This is a genomic window from Exiguobacterium sp. UBA7533 (genome assembly GCF_002479335.1).
Lineage (GTDB): Bacteria > Bacillota > Bacilli > Exiguobacteriales > Exiguobacteriaceae > Exiguobacterium_A.
Genome location: NZ_DLMP01000002.1, coordinates 124,471 through 141,118 on the forward strand (window position 1 = coordinate 124,471; position 16,648 = coordinate 141,118).

Here is a 16,648-nt window from a genome sequence, read left to right on the forward strand (position 1 = left end):
GTTGTGCGTAAGCAGAAGATGCATCAGACGAAAAAATCGTGTACGCTAAACGATGAGGTGATAGAAGTGAAACCAGTAAAGTACTCGGTGTCATTACGACAGGTGACGACGATTGAAGATGGTCCGATGCGTGAATCGGTCGAACTTGAGGCGGACGGCACGTTGTTCGAAACAAAGGATGGTTTTGCCGTGAAATTCGTTCAACCGGATGAACAACCGATTGATACGACGATCAAATGGTCAAAAGACCAGATCGCCCTGAATCGCAAAGGTCCTGTTGCGATGCATCATGTCTTCATTTTAAAAGAGACGACTAAAAGCCAGTATGGCAGTCAGTTCGGTCAAATGTTGATGGAGACAGACACGGAGACGATTGAGATGAAACCGCAGCAGATGAAGTTTCGCTATACATTAAAAATGAATGGACAAGCAGTCGGTACGTATACGATTGATTTAACTTGGAAACGGAGTGAGACGAATGGCATTTGAACAAACAGTACGTCAAATGGAACAGATGTTGGAAGAGGAATGGTTCGAGTGGCTCGAGAACGATGAGCCGCGCTACAACGAATGGCGTGATCAACTCGAAGGACTCGCAGAGCAGGTCATCACGGAATACAATCCGAAGGTCGATCCGGAGTCAATCGATACGCTACTTTTAATCAATGAAGAATTACCTGTCTTATACGGTGAAGATACCGTCATGCTGTATACAGCGCTTTTGAAAGCACGTCAGGAAGACGATCAAGTATATGAGCGTTACTTGACGATCCTGGGTGCGTTTGCAGACGAACAGCATCCAGCGATCCGTGAAGTCGAAAAGTTAGTCGCGAAAAAGGATTATAAAAATGCCTTCGCACGTGCAGTCCGTCTGCCACAGTCGCTCGGTCTAGAATAAACACTCAGTGGACCATCTTGTTTTAGACAAGGTGGTCTTTTTAGGAGGAAGCGTCATGTATCCACTCTATCGAATCATCGTCGCGATCATCCGGAAGGGCGATCAACTGCTCATTGTCAACAATCAATCGGGTCAGGACAATCGGTGGAGCTTACCCGGTGGACAGATTGAAGCTGGGGAGACACTCGAGCAAGCACTTCGTCGTGAGGTTGCTGAAGAGACTGGCTTGGCAGTCACATCATCGTCGTTTGCCTTCTTGACGGAGAACTTCATGCCAACTTATCAAGCGCACAGTCTCGTCACTTATTTTGATTGCGAGGTGAGCGGAGTACTCGATCCGAATGATCCTGATGAAGAAATTAGCGAGACGAAGTGGATCAATCAAAGGGAGCTAACGGAATACATCACAAGTGAGGATGTCCGTCTTCCGTTATATACATACTTAACAGAACAACACAAAGGTTATTATATGTTTAAAGAGATGAAGTGGTAAGCAAAAAGAACGGATCATCCTTATAAAGGAGTGTATCCGTTCTTTTGCTTAGAATGCTGCTTCTTGACGAGCAGATGTTTCAGATAATAGACGTGTATGGATTCCGCGTTGTTTCAAAGCTTGTTGGAAGGAGGTGTCGATTGGACGATATCCTTTTTCAATCAACTCGTTTATATAGATTTTATTATAGATGAACGAAAATACGAGACTGACGAGACCTGTTCCAAAGCCTACCGTAGCAGTACCGACGACAAGTGCAAGAACGAGTTGAATCAATCCCCATTTAAAATCGCCTCGGAAAAAAGCTGGGAAAAAGCCGAAAAAGAATGTTGTCCAAGAAAAGCCTACTTTGACTTCTTTGACGAGACCGCTTGGATGTTGAAGAATACCTTGCATAATGAAAACCTCCTGATATGTATATAAATAAAATGACCACATATAAGATAACTTACTTTTTATGGATGTGTTTTATTTTTTTTTGACAGATTAAGTCAATGAATAAGTAAGAAATTTATTTAAAAATTTATGAATGAATAGTCATTCATTATATGCTATACTCATTTCAACACAACTGCTTTAGGGGGAAAGGGGTTTGTTCGAACATGAATACGTTTTTAATCATCAACTGGATTGCCTTCCTACTCGTCATCGGTTATGCAGGCTATCTGTTCACATCACTCGTCAAAAGTCGTTATGCCGCCATTAAACGGGGGAAAAAGGCGGAATGGACGCTGACGAATAAAAAACGACTAGACGCAGTTTTAGTTAACGTCTTTGGTCAAAAGAAACTATTAAAAGATAAGAAAAGTGGCGCCATCCACGTCATGATGTTCTATGGATTCTTACTCGTTCAATTCGGAGCGATTGATTTTATCTGGAAAGGACTTGCCGTCGGTCAGCGTTTTCCGCATGTCCCGCTCGGTCCACTTTATCCATTTTTTACATTCTTTCAAGAGATCGTCATGCTCGTCATCTTGATTGCCGTCGTCTGGGGTTTTTATCGCCGGTATGTCGAGAAGCTCGTCCGTCTGAAGCGAAATTTCTTAGCAGGTCTTGCCTTGATCTTCATCGGTGGCTTGATGGTTGCCGTCCTCTTCGGAAACGGATTCTTCCTTGTCTATGAGAACCACTCGACGCTCGGTGAACCCGTCGCTTCAAGCATTGCGTTCTTATTCGGCTGGGTACCGGAATCGGTCGCTTTCGGATTATTCGTCTTCTTCTGGTGGGCGCATCTTTTGTTCTTACTTAGCTTCATGGTCTACATCCCACAAGGTAAGCATGCGCACTTGATTGCCGGTACAGCAAACGTCTGGCTCGGGCGGACATCGAAAGTTGGTCGTTTGGCACCGATTGATCTATCCGTCATGGAAGAAGCAGAAGACGACGAAGCGGAATTCAGCTTCGGGGTCAATCGGATTGAAGATTTCAATCAAAAGCAACTCGTTGATCTATATGCCTGCGTCGAGTGCGGTCGCTGTACGAACATGTGCCCAGCAAGCGGAACTGGGAAGATGTTGTCACCGATGGATTTGATCGTTAAATTACGGGACCATCTTAATATGAAAACGGCAGCCATCACACAACGTTCACCATGGGCACCTGCTTTTGCGTTCGAAGGATCGCAAGGAAATCAGATTGCCTCGCTCGCAGCAGCCGGACAGATGGATATCGTCCCGGATTCATTGATTGGGAACGTCATTACGGAAGAAGAAATTTGGGCGTGTACGACGTGCCGAAACTGTGAGGATCAGTGTCCGGTCATGAACGAACATGTTGATAAAATCATCGACCTCCGTCGCCATCTCGTCATGATGGAAGGCAAGATGGATCCGGAAATGCAACGGACGATGGCAAACATCGAACGTCAAGGTAATCCGTGGGGGATGAACCGAAAAGAGCGCGAAAACTGGCGGAAAAACCGTGATGAACTCGTCGTTCCGACAGCGAAAGAAAAGAAGAAAGCAGGCGAAGAGTTCGAGTACCTGTTCTGGGTCGGTGCGATGGGATCGTACGATAACCGGAGTCAAAAAATCGCTATGGCGTTTGCGCGTATTCTGAACGAGGCAAATATCTCGTTTGCGATTCTCGGAAACGATGAGAAGAACTCGGGCGATACACCACGTCGAATCGGTAACGAAGTCTTGTTCCAAGAACTCGCGGAAGCAAACATCAAATCATTTGAGAAGTATGGCGTCAAAAAGATCGTCACGATTGATCCGCATGCCTACAATACATTCAAAAATGAGTACCCAGACTTCGGACTCAGTCTGGATGTCGAAGTCTATCACCATACCGAATTGCTCGCTCGTCTGATTGATGAGAAACGCATTACACCGTTACATGAAGTTAAGGAGCGGGTCGTCTATCACGATTCGTGTTACCTCGGTCGATACAATGATATTTACGACGCACCGCGTTATATTCTCGAGAAGATTCCAGGCATCACTCTCGTCGAGACAGAACGTAACCGTGAAAAAGGCATGTGTTGTGGTGCTGGTGGCGGTATGATGTGGCAAGAAGAAAAAGTTGGTGCACGTGTCAACGTCGCGCGGACGGAACAATTGTTGACCGTCCAACCATCCGTCATCGGGTCAGCATGTCCGTACTGTTTGACGATGCTTAGTGACGGTACGAAGGCGAAGGAAGTGGATGAAGCGGTCGCCACGTATGATGTCGTCGAATTATTAGAACGCTCGATCGTTGGTATAGCGGTCGAAGAGCCAATTGCCACAGTTTAAAATTAGAAGTGTATAAACGATTATTCTCGTATCAACGGGAGTAATCGTTTTTTTATTAAAAGCATGACGTTTTACTGTACGGTTTTGACATGATAAAATAAAAGGACTAACTATGGCAAGGAGGTGAGAATCTTTTGGGAAGGCGTTACTTCGAATCGGTCAGGTCGCGGAGACCACCGGCTTATCAAAACGAACGATTGATTACTACACATCACTCGGTCTCTTAACATCAGAGCGTACTGCATCGGGCTACCGTTTGTATGACGAATCGGTCATTCATCAAATCGAAAAGATTGAATATTTGAAGTCTCAACGGCTTTCCCTGCAAGAGATTCTTGCTTCTTTTACGGAACGAGAACAAAAAACAGGAGAGACGATTTATCAGGAAGTACAACAATTACAGACGACGGTTGAAGGACTCGAGCAACGTTTGTTGCAGTCGACGGAAGTCGAAAAACAAGCGATTCGCTTAGAACTGTCCCGGCGTCTGACATTGATTGCTTCTCTGATTGCACAGCTTTAATACAAAACAATGGAGGTGACCCCTGTTTAGGGGATTTTGGATACTATATTATTCATCAATTTATTTTTAGTTGTGTTGTTGATTGTGTTGACGGCGTTCTTCGTCGGATCGGAATTCGCTGTCGTCAAAGTGCGGATGTCGCGTTTGGATCAGATGATCCAGGAAGGCAATAAAAGTGCGGTCCTTGCGAAAAAAATCGCCGGTGATCTTGATTATTACTTGTCTGCCTGTCAGCTCGGTATTACCGTCACGGCACTCGGTCTTGGGGCACTTGGAGAACCGACAGTCGAAAAGATCTTGCATCCGGTCTTCGATGACTTCGGGATCTCTGCTGCTGTTTCAACACTCTTGTCGTTTGGTATCGCATTTGTATCCGTAACGTTCTTACACGTCGTCATCGGCGAACTTGCTCCGAAGACACTCGCGATTCAGTATGCAGAACGCATGACATTGTTATTTGCTCGTCCGCTGTATGTGTTCGGGAAGATCATGTATCCGTTCATCTGGTTACTCAACGGTTCAGCACGCATGTTCCTTGGTCTGTTCGGTGTCAAACCAGCAGGACATGAACAAGCCCACTCAGAAGATGAATTGAAAATCATCATGGCGCAAAGTTTCCAAAGTGGTGAAATCAATCAGACGGAACTTGCTCTCATGCAGAACGTCTTCGCCTTTGACGAGCATATTGTCAAAGACTTAATGGTTCCACGAATGCGGATGGAGACGATCTCGGAACGTTTGACGAAGAATGAACTGATGGAAATCTTCATGGATAATCCGTATACGCGTTATCCGGTCACAGAAGAGAACGATAAAGACCGGATTCTTGGATACGTCAACGTCAAGGAAGTCTTGACGGATTTTGCGAACGGGAACGAACATCCGGTGACACATTACGTCAAGGAACTACCGGTCGTTTCTGAAGTAACATCACTTCAGGACACATTGCGGAAGATGAAACGGACCCGGACACACCTCGTACTCGTCGTCGATGAATATGGTGGAACAGCAGGACTCGTCTCGATGGAAGACTTACTCGAAGAAATCGTCGGCGAAATCCGTGATGAATTCGATGCAGATGAAGTCGAAGAAATCGAACAAATCAAATCTGACGAATTTTTACTGGACGGTACTGTATTACTCGTGGATTTAGAAGAACGTTTCAACATTCGATTTACGAACGTCGAGGACGTGGATACGATCGGCGGCTGGATTCAGATGCACAACATTGATCTTCAACCCGGTGAGCACATCGATACACCAGACTTTTCGGTTGAAGTAATGGAGATGGAGAACTATCAAATCAATCGCGTCAAGATTTGGTTGCATCCAGCTGAACAAGTAGAAGCAGAAGGATAAGATGGTCGGTTCCTCATCGAGGAGCCGATTTTTTTATATCACATCAGTCAAAAAATTAAGAACTTGCGGATTGTGTGAACTTTCAGCGGTCATGATAGGAGAATGATGGAGTGAGCGGGAATGTAATCTACAACTACCGTATTGTCGATTCGCGTCCTATGAAACGAGGAGGTATTCCGTGCTTGATCAGATTCCATTCTTACTGAGTCGTTTAGGTATGTTAGCACTGTTAGCCTTTCTATTGTCCCAGTGGCGCATTTCTCGATACATATTCAAGATGGACCGCGGGATGAATGTACCACTTCTTTTAGCATTCGTATCATCTGGTATTTTAATGAACTATGCGGGAATCGTGCTTTCGAATGATACAACGATCGATCCGTTACTCGGGTTATCCGTCAAAAAGGATGCTTTATTACTTGATACACGTTTAGCAGTCATCGTGACGAGCGGTCTGATCGGTGGACCAATCGTCGGTGGGATCACAGGATGTCTAGTCGGGTTGCACCGCTATTTACTCGGTTCTCTAGGAGCAGAAGCAGGTTGGATCATTGCGATGATAGCTGGACTCGTGAGTGGATGGTACCGGAAACGTTGGCGCTTACGGGATGACTATGCCTTGATTCCACCAGTCGGCATCGTCTTAGCCGCATTGTTCTTTGAAAGTGGAATCACGTTGTTGCTGGCTCCAGACACGACGCAGGCGCTTGATTTAATCAGTCATGCGGTGTTTCCGCTATTGTTCGCGAACACATGTGGTGTGGTACTGTTTATCATGATTTTACGAACGCAACTTCGACTCGAAGGTGATCTCTTCGTCCGACAAACGGAGCGTTCTGATCGGTTATTACAAGCGTTGCAACCCTTACGAAAGCAGGGGTTGACGTCAGAAGTCGCCCGACAAATCGGAGCGACATTATTAAAGGAGACGAAAATGCAACGTGTCGTCTTACTCGGAGCGACGGAAGTCGTCATTGATATGACGGAACAGCAACCTGCTGTCTGTGGCGAACAACCGAGACGTGAGGAACAACAATGGATTGAGGCAGAAGAACCCGTCCGACAGGAAGATGAACTGACGGGACAGATTCTAAGCTTTCATCCAATACGCATCAACGGTCAAAAGGCGGGTGTCATCTGTTATTTCTCGAAAGATCTATTTGACGATACGGTCGAGCGAATGACGGAACAACTTGTCCGTTTATTAGCACGAGAGTTATACATGCACCGAGAAGAGCAGTTGCTCCGATTAAGCGGTAGAAAGATGAAACCTATGTTACACGTCAGTTATCTCAAAGGCATCATCGAAGAAATTCAGCGGACAGCCGATCCCGGAACTCCTGTAAAACATCAATTGAATGCGTTGCTTCAACTTTTGACGACAGCGACGCGGCACGATGAACATCCACTGCGTGAGGAACTAGCGACGCTAAAAGCTTATCTATCGCTCGAAGGTACACGCCGCCGTCCGAATCAATTGACATCCGCTGATATCACGGTCGATCTCGACATCGAGACTTCCGTTGAGGAATACTTCGTTTTCCCGTTCCTCGTGACACAGCTTGTCGATAATGCACTACGTCATGCGTTCGTAAGGGCAGGACGGCATCACCGGATTGATGTCCGCGCCTTTAAGTCGACGACGGGTTGGGTTATCGAAGTCGCAGACAATGGGCAAGGAATGCCGCTTGCTGTGATGCAACAACTGGATCAAAAAGAATCAGGTGATTCGAATCTGTTCTTGATTCGACGCGCACTGGATGTGACATATGGTCCGGCTGCGTCACTACGCGTCTATTCCATTATCCATCAAGGAACACGAATCGAAGTCCGGCTACCTTTTCCATCGCCTTGACGACAGTGGCACTTTGCTACTGTTGTTTTTTTGTGTTGCTTCAAGGGTAAATAGGAAAACAGCAAAACGTATTGTACAGGAGGAAGCAGATGATGATTACGACAACAGAAGTGGGTCAACTAGGAGATCAGTACTTGTTGCGGTTCACGTTAGAGAATGTTCATGGACATAGTGTCGATATCTTGAACCGAGGCGCAAAAATTCTTGCGATACGGGTTCCAGATCAGCAAGGGATGATTGAAAACGTCGTACTCGCATTTGATGACCTGTCAGAATACCAGGATGATCCACACCATTTAGGCGCAACGATCGGACGTGTCGGAGGACGAATCGCGAACGGAGCGTTCGCGCTCGAAGGAATGACGTATGTACTTGAACAAAATGAAGGCGAGCATCATCTTCACGGGGGAAGCGAGAATTGGGCGAACCGGATGTTCACGCACGAAATCAACGATGACCGACTTGTCCTACGATTAGATAGTCCGAATGGAGAGAACGGCTACCCAGGTCACTTATCGTTTGAGTTGACCTTCGAATGGACAGACGAGAACGTCCTGCATGTTCATTATGAAGCGGAGACGACGGCCTCGACACCGTTCAGTCCGACGAATCATACGTACTTCAATTTGACGGGTGAGGCGAAGACGACAATCGAACAGCACGTCCTGCGAATGGACGCCCCTTTTTATATTCCGTTGACGAAAGATGCCGTACCGACCGGTGACATTCTCCCGGTAACAGACACCGTTTTTGATTTTCTCGATGCCCGTTTTCTACATGAAGTCACACACGCACCAGACGAACAACTTCGTCAAGCGGGTAGCGGGGTGGATCATCCCTTCCTGCTTAGAGAAGGTGGGGAGATCGTTCTTGACGAACCAATCAGCGGGCGGCGGTTACGGGTCGTAACCGACCAACCGGGGGTCGTCGTCTACACGGCCAATCACTTGTCAGGCGAGTTCACGATTTGTGGAAGACGGGCAACGCCGTACCTGGGCATCTGTTTTGAGACACAAGGGCTACCGGATGCGATCAATCAACCAGATTTCCCTTCCGTTGTCTTGCGTACCGGTGAGCACTATCATAAGCGTACATCGTTTCATTTTCAGATGATGTCATGAGGTATCTTGCGATTTCCACTCCTGTATATGGTAGGATAGAGCGAGAAGAATCTAACGGAGGCTAAGGAAAATGACTAAAATTGCATGGGTGACCGATAGTATGGCCTATTTCACGAAAGAAGAGGCGGAAGCGATTGGCGTCAATGTCGTGCCGATTCAAATTTTACTTGGTGATACGGCGTATCAAGAGAATGCCATTACGGTCGAGCGTCTGTTTCGTGCCCTGGATGCGGACAAAAAGCTGATTGCAAAAACTTCACAACCGATCTTTGGTGAGTTCGTCGGGACATACGAACGGCTAAAAGAAGAAGGATATGACTGCGCGATTGCAGTACATTGTACGAATGGCTTATCAAGTACCGTTCAAAGCTCAGCATCAGCAGCGGAAGCGGCAAGCTTCCCGGTTCATATCATCGATTCCCATACCGCGTTCGAAAACCAACAGGAATTCATTCGTTATGGAATGGAACTTGAGGCACAGGGGAAATCGGTCGAAGAAATCGTTGCGGCGTTACAAGCATTGACGAAAAAGACCCATTTTTATATGATTGTCGGTAATATGGAGACGATGCGTCGCGGTGGACGTGTCTCGTCAGGAGACCTGTTCCTTGCGAACTTACTCAGCATCAAACCGATCATCACGACGGATGAAGCGGGAAAAGTCGTACCATTCAAAAAAGCGCGTTCTCTTAAGAAAGCCTACATCGAGATGGTCAAACAAATCGATGAGTCGATGCGTCAACACACGTTCTATAAGAACCGGATATATGTTGCGACGACGATGGCACCCGAAATGGCAGCAGAACTGCGCCAACAGGTCGCAGCGAAATTCCCGGATCTGACAATTCTTGAAGGCACGTTCGGACCGGCAATTGGGACACATGCCGGAGCAGAGACGGTCGGTCTGTTCTGGATGAATGATTAAAATTACATGTAAGAGGCGATGGATTTTTCCATCGCCTCTTTTTTTTAATCAAGCGGTCAAGGTGATACCGAAAAAGGCAGCGAGGATTCCGAATCCATAACTGCATATCAAGTAGAAGGCGAGTACTTTACGGTTTCCATCTTGTAAGAGCTGTAACGTTTCAATCTTGAACGTCGAGAACGTCGTAAACGATCCGAGAAAGCCAGTACCAAGCAGTAACGTCCAGGTCGTATCGAGATGCGATCCGATGACGAGTCCGAGTAAAAACGAGCCAAATACATTAATCAGGAATGTTGCTAGTGGAAATTCATGTTTCCAGAACGTCTTCATCCATTGACTGACAGCAAAACGACTGATGGCTCCACAAAAAGCACCGATGGCAAGGGCGAGTAATTCCATTCACTCACGTCCTTTCGTCACGTGCCGCAATCGTCTTGTTCCAAGCGCGTAACCAAGATAAGACAGGAACAGACCGCCGAACAGGCTGACGAGTACGTAGAGGAACGCATCCGCTAAATGACGTTCGTTAAATAAGGTCACAGTCTCGACGCTGAATGTCGAAAATGTCGTGAATGAGCCGATGAAGCCCGTTCCAATGGCTGTAATCGCATATTGATGCAAGAGTTTCGTTCGAAATAGGAAGTGTGTCGCATAGCCGAGCAGAAAGCTACCGATCAAGTTGATCGCAAGCGTGGGCCACGGGAAAGGACCGGTCGTAAAGTCGCCAATCAGCAGTCCAAGTCCATAACGTGCAGAGGCACCGAGAACACCTGCGAGACCTACGAGTACATAGAGCATAGGAATCCTCTTTTCTGAAAAAAGTCTACGTTAAACGTACTCCCGCTCTCAAGAAAGCGTCAAGAAAAAAAGTCATCCGAGGGACTTAACGATTGAATTCTTTCTGCCGATGAACAATTGTATGACTTTACTATGATGAAGGAGTTTGAACAAGATGGTATCTGCCCTCGAGCAACAAAGTACAAAGATTTTATCCCGTCTGATTGCAACGTTGATTACAATTGCGCATCCGTTGATTTTCGTATTTGCCCAAATGAATTACGTTCCCATCAGTGTGTTCTATCAGTTTTTAGTCGGTGGTCTGATCTTGACGGTCGCGTTGCTGGTCGGCAACCGCCTCCTCGGACATCGTCCGAGTGGGAAATATGTTCAAGTGACATTAACGTATCTCGTCCTCGCCTTGGTTTTGACGACATTACCGTCCCCAAGTATCTGGACGATTGCTTATCTTTATTTGACGATTTCGATCGTCTATTTGATTCCGCGTCTCGTCGTTCTGGCTGGGATCTTCGGACTACTTGAAATGGCGTTATTCACAGCCAACGGTACGATTGTTTTTACGAACACATTTGACTTGATCGTCGCATATGTCATCTACTTGATGATCTTCTCAGCGGCTGTCTTCGTTGCCGTCTTCGGACGGAACGTCATGCTGGCAGTCCGCCAAGAACAGGAACGGTCGGAAGCTTACGCGGCAACATCGCAAGTCGCCCTTGAGCAAACGGCAGCAACGGCAACGGAAGTGACGACGTTCACAGAAGAGATGAGTGAGACGGTCGACGCGGCGAAGGATTCCTTCAGTCAGGTCGATCTAGCGATGCAACAGCTGGCAAGTGAAGCGGCAGGCAGCGTCCAAGCGATTCGTGAAATCCGTCAACTGAACGAACAACAAGTTAACCGGATGCAAGAGGTAACGGTATCAGTCGACCGTGCGCTCGAGCGGAGTTCGTCATCGCGGACAACAGCTGAACAAAGCAGGCAGACGATCGGTCTTGCCGGACAATCGCTGCAACAATTAACGACGAGCATGGATGAGTCAGTCACGTCGTTCGGACAGCTTGCTGGGCGTTTCCAGGAGATCGTCGCGATCACGTCGAGTATTAACGCGATTGCGACGCAAACGAATCTGCTTAGTCTTAACGCGTCGATCGAAGCGGCTCGCGCGGGCGAGTTCGGAAAAGGTTTTACGGTCGTTGCGCAAGAAATTCGTAATCTGTCATCACAGACGGCAGAAGCGTCGAAGGAAATCAATACGATCATTGAACGTGTTGAGCAGGATGTTACGCAAACCGGAAACTCGATTCATGCCAGTACGACCTTGTTACGTGAGCAGGAAGAACGGATGGCAGAGAGTCAATTGGCGCTACAGACGATTGAGACGAATACAACGGAAGTCGTCGGTTCGATCCAGTCGGCGCAGACTCAGTTCGCGACGATGACAAGTAGTCTTACTGCTATCACGACAGCAACCAGTCAACTCGACACGTTCATGAATGCCTTGCTCGCGCAAAGTGAGTCATTATCAGGTCTGACACGTCATCAAGTCGGACAGGTCATGGAACTGCAACAGGCGATTCATGCCTTGAACGAGACGGCGTCTACCCTTCAGCAAACGAATCGTTAACGAAACAGCTCCTCATTGATCAGTGGGGAGCTGTTGTCTATTCTCAGACTGTTTGTTGGTGGAACGGACGGGGAAGAAGATAGGGAATGATTATCGAAGGAGGAGTCAACGGATGAAAGCAGCTTACATTGAACAGTATGGTGGATCGGAACAATTTAAGATCGGAGAACTGGAAAAGCCAGTCATCGGACCAGATGATGTTTTAATTGAAGTCTATGCCGCGAGCGTAAATCCGGTCGACTGGAAGTTACGAGAGGGGTACTTGCGTCAGATGTTGAGCTACGAAATGCCGCTCGTCATCGGTTGGGACGTTGCTGGTGTGATTCAGGAAGTCGGAGCGAATGTCTCGGATCTTCAAGTCGGGGACGCCGTCTTCAGCCGTCCGGAAATCGCTCGTCAAGGAACGTATGCGGAGTATGTCGCAGTCGATGCGCATTTAGTTGTGAAAAAACCAGAATCGCTCAGTTTCGCAGAAGCAGCGTCGCTTCCACTCGTCTCGCATACAGCGTGGCAAGTCATGTTCGAAGTGATGGATGCGAAGCCGGGTGACCGAATCTTCATTGGTGCCGGATCAGGGGGCGTCGGAACGGTCGCAATTCAACTTGCGAAAGCGAACGGGTTGTACGTTATCACGTCAACAAGTACGAAAAATGTCGACTGGGTAAAATCGCTTGGAGCCGACGAAGTCATTGACTACAAACAGGAAAATCCGGCCGATCGTGTTCGCGACGTCGATTTTGTATTTGATACGATGGGTGGCGACAAACAAGGGGAACTGTATCAGATGCTGAAACCAAACGGCATGCTCGTCTCAATTTCTACACCACCGGATGAAGAACAAGCGAAAGAGCACAATGCACGATCTGCGTATGTCTTCATGCAACCGACGGGTGAGCGTTTGCGGCATATCGCTAAAGCTGTCGAGCGAGGCGAATTACAACCTGTCGTCGACCGGATTTTTGATCTGGATCAAATCAAGGAAGCACATGATTATGGCGAAGAAGGGCACGCAAAAGGCAAAATCGTCATCCGAGTCAAAGGAGAATAAGGAGAAAAGAGCGCTGAAATCAGCGTTCTTTTTTTGTGTCCTGTCAATCTATTTTTCATACCTAAAACAAAAAATAACCTGGTTAAAAAAGTGTGAAGGGTAAAAGATTGCTTCTTCCTATACTAAGGCTATCAGACGTGAGTCAGGCAAATTAAAAGGAGGAAGTAACATGAAAAAAGGATTGAAGTGGGCAGGAATCATCGTAATCGGAGCAGTCATTCTCGGAAATCTAGGAGATGATGAAGAACAAGTGGCACCAGAGAAAAAAGTAGAAGTCGAACAAGAAGCAGTCCAATCAGAAGCAAAACCAGTGAAGGCTAAAGCTGTCGCAAAACCTGTCAAGAAAACCTACGGCATCAAGGATCGGGTGAAAGTCGGTAAATTGACGTACGTCGTCAATGATGTCAAGATGGTCGATACGTTATCAAACGTCCTTGGCGAAAAGAAAACGTCAGGACAATTCTTGGTCATCGGTCTGACGATTCTAAATGGAGATAAGGAAGAGCGCTTCGTCGATAGCAACATGTTTAAAGTCAATGTCGGCGATACCGAGTATTCAGCCGATACGGAACTCGATCTCTATGCGAATGAAGACGGCATGGGCTTCTTCCTAGAGACGATCAACCCGAATATCGAAAAAACCGGCAACATCGTCTTTGAATTACCGAAACAGGTCAAAAATCCGAAGCTTGAAGTCTCATCTGGTTTTGGCTGGGCAGGTGGACAATCAAAAAAGATTCAATTGACACGTTAATTAGCGAGCATAGAAGGAGCTGACTCCAAAAGTCAGTCTCTACAAAGATAAGGGTGGCAGAATGATGATCTGCCACCCTTATCTCGTAAAAAAAAGAATGACGCGTCACACGCCACTCCTACAGGAAAAAGCGCATTATGCGCTGTCAGAGACAAACAAGACCTGCTTTCCTGCTTGAATGAAGCAGGAAACTGGCTTGTGTCTCGCCTGAGGAAAGGGCGTGGAAAGACAAGTCATTCTTTTTTTGAGTCAGCCCCTTATTGTTACCGTCCTGATTGTTGGATCGAGAGTTCAGGCGTTAATCGATCGAGTAAAGCGAGCGTCTCCGGATGAGAGGCAAGCGTCTGGTCGAGCGCGTTTCGTTCGGTCTCTAGACATGCCAGATAACGTTGAGCCGCTTTAGCATGCGTTGCGGGTGTCAAGACTTCATAGATTGATTCAAGAGAAAGGCGTGGACCGTCAGGCAATGTCGTCGGAATCGTCTTTAATCCGAGCTGCGCCCGATCTGGAGTATGGTGATGAAGCAAGACTTTCGCGAACTTGATCAAGGCGCTCCGGAGCATCTCGACTGCCCATAAGTCGTTTCCCCGTGCCGCTGCTTTTTTGTATTGGAATAAAAACCAGACGGCATCAATCGCTTCATCGGTCGCTTCTTGTGCGGAAAGCGTCAAGTCGCAAGTATCCGTAAAGTCCGTCAATTGCTGTTTTGGATCGTACAGGACACGTAATTGATCCTTATGGTTTAGCGAATCAAGCGTCACCGTGAATAAATCGATATGTAACAAATCATCATAGACGACGATCATCTGTGGTGCGATGATGTCGATCTCATCTTTCCAGATGATGGGGCGATAAACAGAGAGGTGGGACAGTCGACGTGATAAAAATTTCGTTTGGCGTTCTTCCGAGACGAGACAGTACAGATCGATGTCTGAATGAACGTCTTCTTCTCCTCGTCCGAAGGATCCTTTCAAGAAGATGGCTTCGACTGCAGGATCTTGTTTGAGCCGAGCAACGAGTTGCTCGATTGCATGGAGTTGATGCATGAGGACTCATTCCTTTCCGAAAACAGAAGTCTATTAGGTTAGTATACGGGGGAATAGACAGTTTATTCCATACAAAAATGAGAAATCACATCGAAATGGATTTCTCATTGGGAGGCAGAAGTTACTTTTTCTTTATTTTCAAGATGAATGACGTGCTGTTCGCCCCATGCATTGATGGCGTCAAGAACCGGGATAAGTGTCCGACCGTAATCCGTCAGCGAATACTCAACGCGTGGCGGGACTTCTTGGTAAATCTCGCGATGCACGATATCGTTTAGTTCGAGCTCGCGCAATTGAGCTGTCAGCATCTTTTGCGTAATGTTCGGCAATTGTCGTTTCAATTCACTGAAGCGGAGCGTTCCGTGTGTGATCAAGACGAGTAAAATCGACGGTTTCCATTTTCCGGTCAAGATTTCGAGTGCGGTCTCGACTCGACAGCTTGGTGTCTCTTCCATCGGTCTTCCTCCTTCATGGTATCGTTTAGGATACTATACCACTTATTCGTGCCTACTTCCGCTTCCATCACTTCCGCGTAATAATAGAGGTACAAGCTATTTCATTGAAGGAGGAAACAACATGTCGATTCACCCACAGATTACACTCGGTCCCGTTCGTTTACGCGTCACCGATCTTGACCGTTCCGTTTCATTTTATACAGCATCCCTCGGATTACGTATACTGACACAAACGGATCAGCTAACGGTTCTTGGCGCACAAGGTACACCACTCGTTGAGCTCGAAGTTCATCCGAATGCCCGCCGTTTCCCACCGAACTCGGTTGCCGGGTTATACCATTTTGCGATTTTGCTACCGAACCGAAAAGAACTCGGTTTCGTCATCCGCAATTTGATCGAACAAGGGATTGAGATTGGTCAAGGTGACCATCTTGTCAGTGAAGCCTTTTATCTATCAGATCCGGATGGGAACGGGATCGAGATTTATGCCGATCGTCCACGTGAGACATGGACGTATGAAGCAAATGGAGATGTTAAGATGACGACCGATCCTGTCGATTGGCAAAGTATGCTCGTCGAAGCTGGAGAAGAAGACTGGTATGGTATGCCGGCCGAGACGGTCATGGGACATGTCCATTTCCACGTCAAGACACTGGAAGCAGCGCGGACATTTTATGTCGATACGCTTGGCTTTGAGGTTGCGGCTGACGCTTCGCGAATGCGTGCGTTGTTTGTCGCTGCTGGCGGTTACCATCATCACATCGGTCTAAACGTCTGGTCGGGAGTTGACGCACCGACGAATCCGGAAGATGCCGTCGGACTTGTCTACTGGACGCTGCGTTATCCGGATCAAGCGACGCTCCGAGCAGCAATCGAGACGTTGAAGTCTTCTGCGTATACCGTTACGGATCAAGCAGATGCTGTCTATGTCACCGATGATGCTGGAATCACTGCTCGATTGACACATAACTGAAAAAATCCCTTTGCAGAGAAAAATCTGCAAGGGGATTT

General features: G+C 47.2%; 18 protein-coding genes. 13 read left to right on the plus strand and 5 right to left on the minus strand.

Annotated features, from left to right (window positions below):
• Positions 1-66 precede the first annotated feature (66 nt).
• The 3 genes from B2U10_RS04745 to B2U10_RS04755 are packed head-to-tail and all read left to right on the plus strand — an operon-like array spanning position 67 to position 1,391.
• Complete coding sequence (locus B2U10_RS04745) at positions 67-489, plus strand: DUF1934 domain-containing protein (protein ID WP_231496909.1); 423 nt, start codon at positions 67-69, stop codon at positions 487-489.
• Positions 479-898 carry a hypothetical protein gene (locus tag B2U10_RS04750; protein WP_050677289.1) on the plus strand — a complete coding sequence of 140 codons (420 nt, stop codon included), beginning with the start codon at positions 479-481 and terminating at the stop codon, positions 896-898. Before B2U10_RS04745 ends, B2U10_RS04750 begins: the two co-directional genes overlap by 11 nt.
• Before the next feature lie 55 nt (positions 899-953).
• Positions 954-1,391 carry an NUDIX hydrolase gene (locus tag B2U10_RS04755; protein ID WP_290785957.1) on the plus strand — a complete coding sequence of 146 codons (438 nt, stop codon included), beginning with the start codon at positions 954-956 and terminating at the stop codon, positions 1,389-1,391.
• A 48-nt stretch (positions 1,392-1,439) separates the two neighbouring features.
• Here the strand turns inward: B2U10_RS04755 and B2U10_RS04760 are convergent, their stop codons facing one another.
• A complete protein-coding gene (locus tag B2U10_RS04760; RefSeq protein WP_035411302.1) occupies positions 1,440-1,787 on the minus strand; it encodes a hypothetical protein in 348 nt (115 codons plus the stop codon).
• A 206-nt stretch (positions 1,788-1,993) separates the two neighbouring features.
• On the opposite strand from B2U10_RS04760, the gene B2U10_RS04765 reads away from it, so the two are divergent.
• From B2U10_RS04765 to B2U10_RS04790, 6 genes are all read left to right on the plus strand, one after another.
• Positions 1,994-4,129 (plus strand): (Fe-S)-binding protein, encoded by a 2,136-nt coding sequence (locus tag B2U10_RS04765; protein WP_290785960.1) that lies wholly within the window; start codon positions 1,994-1,996, stop codon positions 4,127-4,129.
• Positions 4,130-4,283: 154 nt separating this feature from the next.
• Positions 4,284-4,652, plus strand: a complete 369-nt coding sequence (locus tag B2U10_RS04770; protein ID WP_035411297.1) for a MerR family transcriptional regulator — start codon at positions 4,284-4,286, stop codon at positions 4,650-4,652.
• Between the two features lie 36 nt (positions 4,653-4,688).
• On the plus strand, positions 4,689-6,011 hold the full coding sequence (locus B2U10_RS04775) for a hemolysin family protein (protein ID WP_035411294.1): 1,323 nt from the start codon (positions 4,689-4,691) through the stop codon (positions 6,009-6,011).
• A gap of 178 nt (positions 6,012-6,189) precedes the next feature.
• Positions 6,190-7,866, plus strand: a complete 1,677-nt coding sequence (locus tag B2U10_RS04780) for a LytS/YhcK type 5TM receptor domain-containing protein (protein WP_035411291.1) — start codon at positions 6,190-6,192, stop codon at positions 7,864-7,866.
• Positions 7,867-7,955: 89 nt separating this feature from the next.
• Positions 7,956-8,987, plus strand: coding sequence for an aldose epimerase family protein (locus B2U10_RS04785; RefSeq protein WP_290785963.1), 1,032 nt, complete (start codon positions 7,956-7,958; stop codon positions 8,985-8,987).
• Between the two features lie 70 nt (positions 8,988-9,057).
• Positions 9,058-9,912, plus strand: a complete 855-nt coding sequence (locus tag B2U10_RS04790) for a DegV family protein (protein ID WP_035411284.1) — start codon at positions 9,058-9,060, stop codon at positions 9,910-9,912.
• A gap of 48 nt (positions 9,913-9,960) precedes the next feature.
• Here the strand turns inward: B2U10_RS04790 and crcB (B2U10_RS04795) are convergent, their stop codons facing one another.
• Positions 9,961-10,311: a fluoride efflux transporter CrcB gene (gene crcB / locus B2U10_RS04795; RefSeq protein WP_035411282.1), complete on the minus strand. Its 351-nt coding sequence runs from the start codon at positions 10,309-10,311 to the stop codon at positions 9,961-9,963.
• On the minus strand, positions 10,312-10,710 hold the full coding sequence (gene crcB / locus B2U10_RS04800) for a fluoride efflux transporter CrcB (RefSeq protein WP_290785966.1): 399 nt from the start codon (positions 10,708-10,710) through the stop codon (positions 10,312-10,314).
• Between the two features lie 154 nt (positions 10,711-10,864).
• On the opposite strand from crcB (B2U10_RS04800), the gene B2U10_RS04805 reads away from it, so the two are divergent.
• The 3 genes from B2U10_RS04805 (at position 10,865) to B2U10_RS04815 (ending at position 14,136) form a co-directional block, all read left to right on the plus strand.
• Positions 10,865-12,334 carry a methyl-accepting chemotaxis protein gene (locus B2U10_RS04805; RefSeq protein WP_290785970.1) on the plus strand — a complete coding sequence of 490 codons (1,470 nt, stop codon included), beginning with the start codon at positions 10,865-10,867 and terminating at the stop codon, positions 12,332-12,334.
• Between the two features lie 112 nt (positions 12,335-12,446).
• On the plus strand, positions 12,447-13,382 hold the full coding sequence (locus tag B2U10_RS04810; protein ID WP_290785973.1) for an NADP-dependent oxidoreductase: 936 nt from the start codon (positions 12,447-12,449) through the stop codon (positions 13,380-13,382).
• Between the two features lie 169 nt (positions 13,383-13,551).
• The gene (locus B2U10_RS04815; RefSeq protein ID WP_290785976.1) at positions 13,552-14,136 is read left to right on the plus strand and encodes a DUF4352 domain-containing protein; all 585 of its coding nucleotides are present in this window, start codon (positions 13,552-13,554) and stop codon (positions 14,134-14,136) included.
• 263 nt (positions 14,137-14,399) lie between these two features.
• On the opposite strand, the gene B2U10_RS04820 is transcribed toward B2U10_RS04815, so the two are convergent.
• Positions 14,400-15,182 carry a nucleotidyltransferase domain-containing protein gene (locus B2U10_RS04820; protein ID WP_290785979.1) on the minus strand — a complete coding sequence of 261 codons (783 nt, stop codon included), beginning with the start codon at positions 15,180-15,182 and terminating at the stop codon, positions 14,400-14,402.
• A gap of 104 nt (positions 15,183-15,286) precedes the next feature.
• On the minus strand, positions 15,287-15,637 hold the full coding sequence (locus tag B2U10_RS04825; RefSeq protein WP_290785982.1) for a winged helix-turn-helix transcriptional regulator: 351 nt from the start codon (positions 15,635-15,637) through the stop codon (positions 15,287-15,289).
• A 121-nt stretch (positions 15,638-15,758) separates the two neighbouring features.
• Between B2U10_RS04825 and B2U10_RS04830 the strand changes: the two genes are divergently transcribed.
• Entirely contained in the window at positions 15,759-16,610 is an 852-nt protein-coding gene (locus B2U10_RS04830; protein ID WP_290785985.1) for a VOC family protein, read from the plus strand.
• Positions 16,611-16,648: the final 38 nt, after the last annotated feature.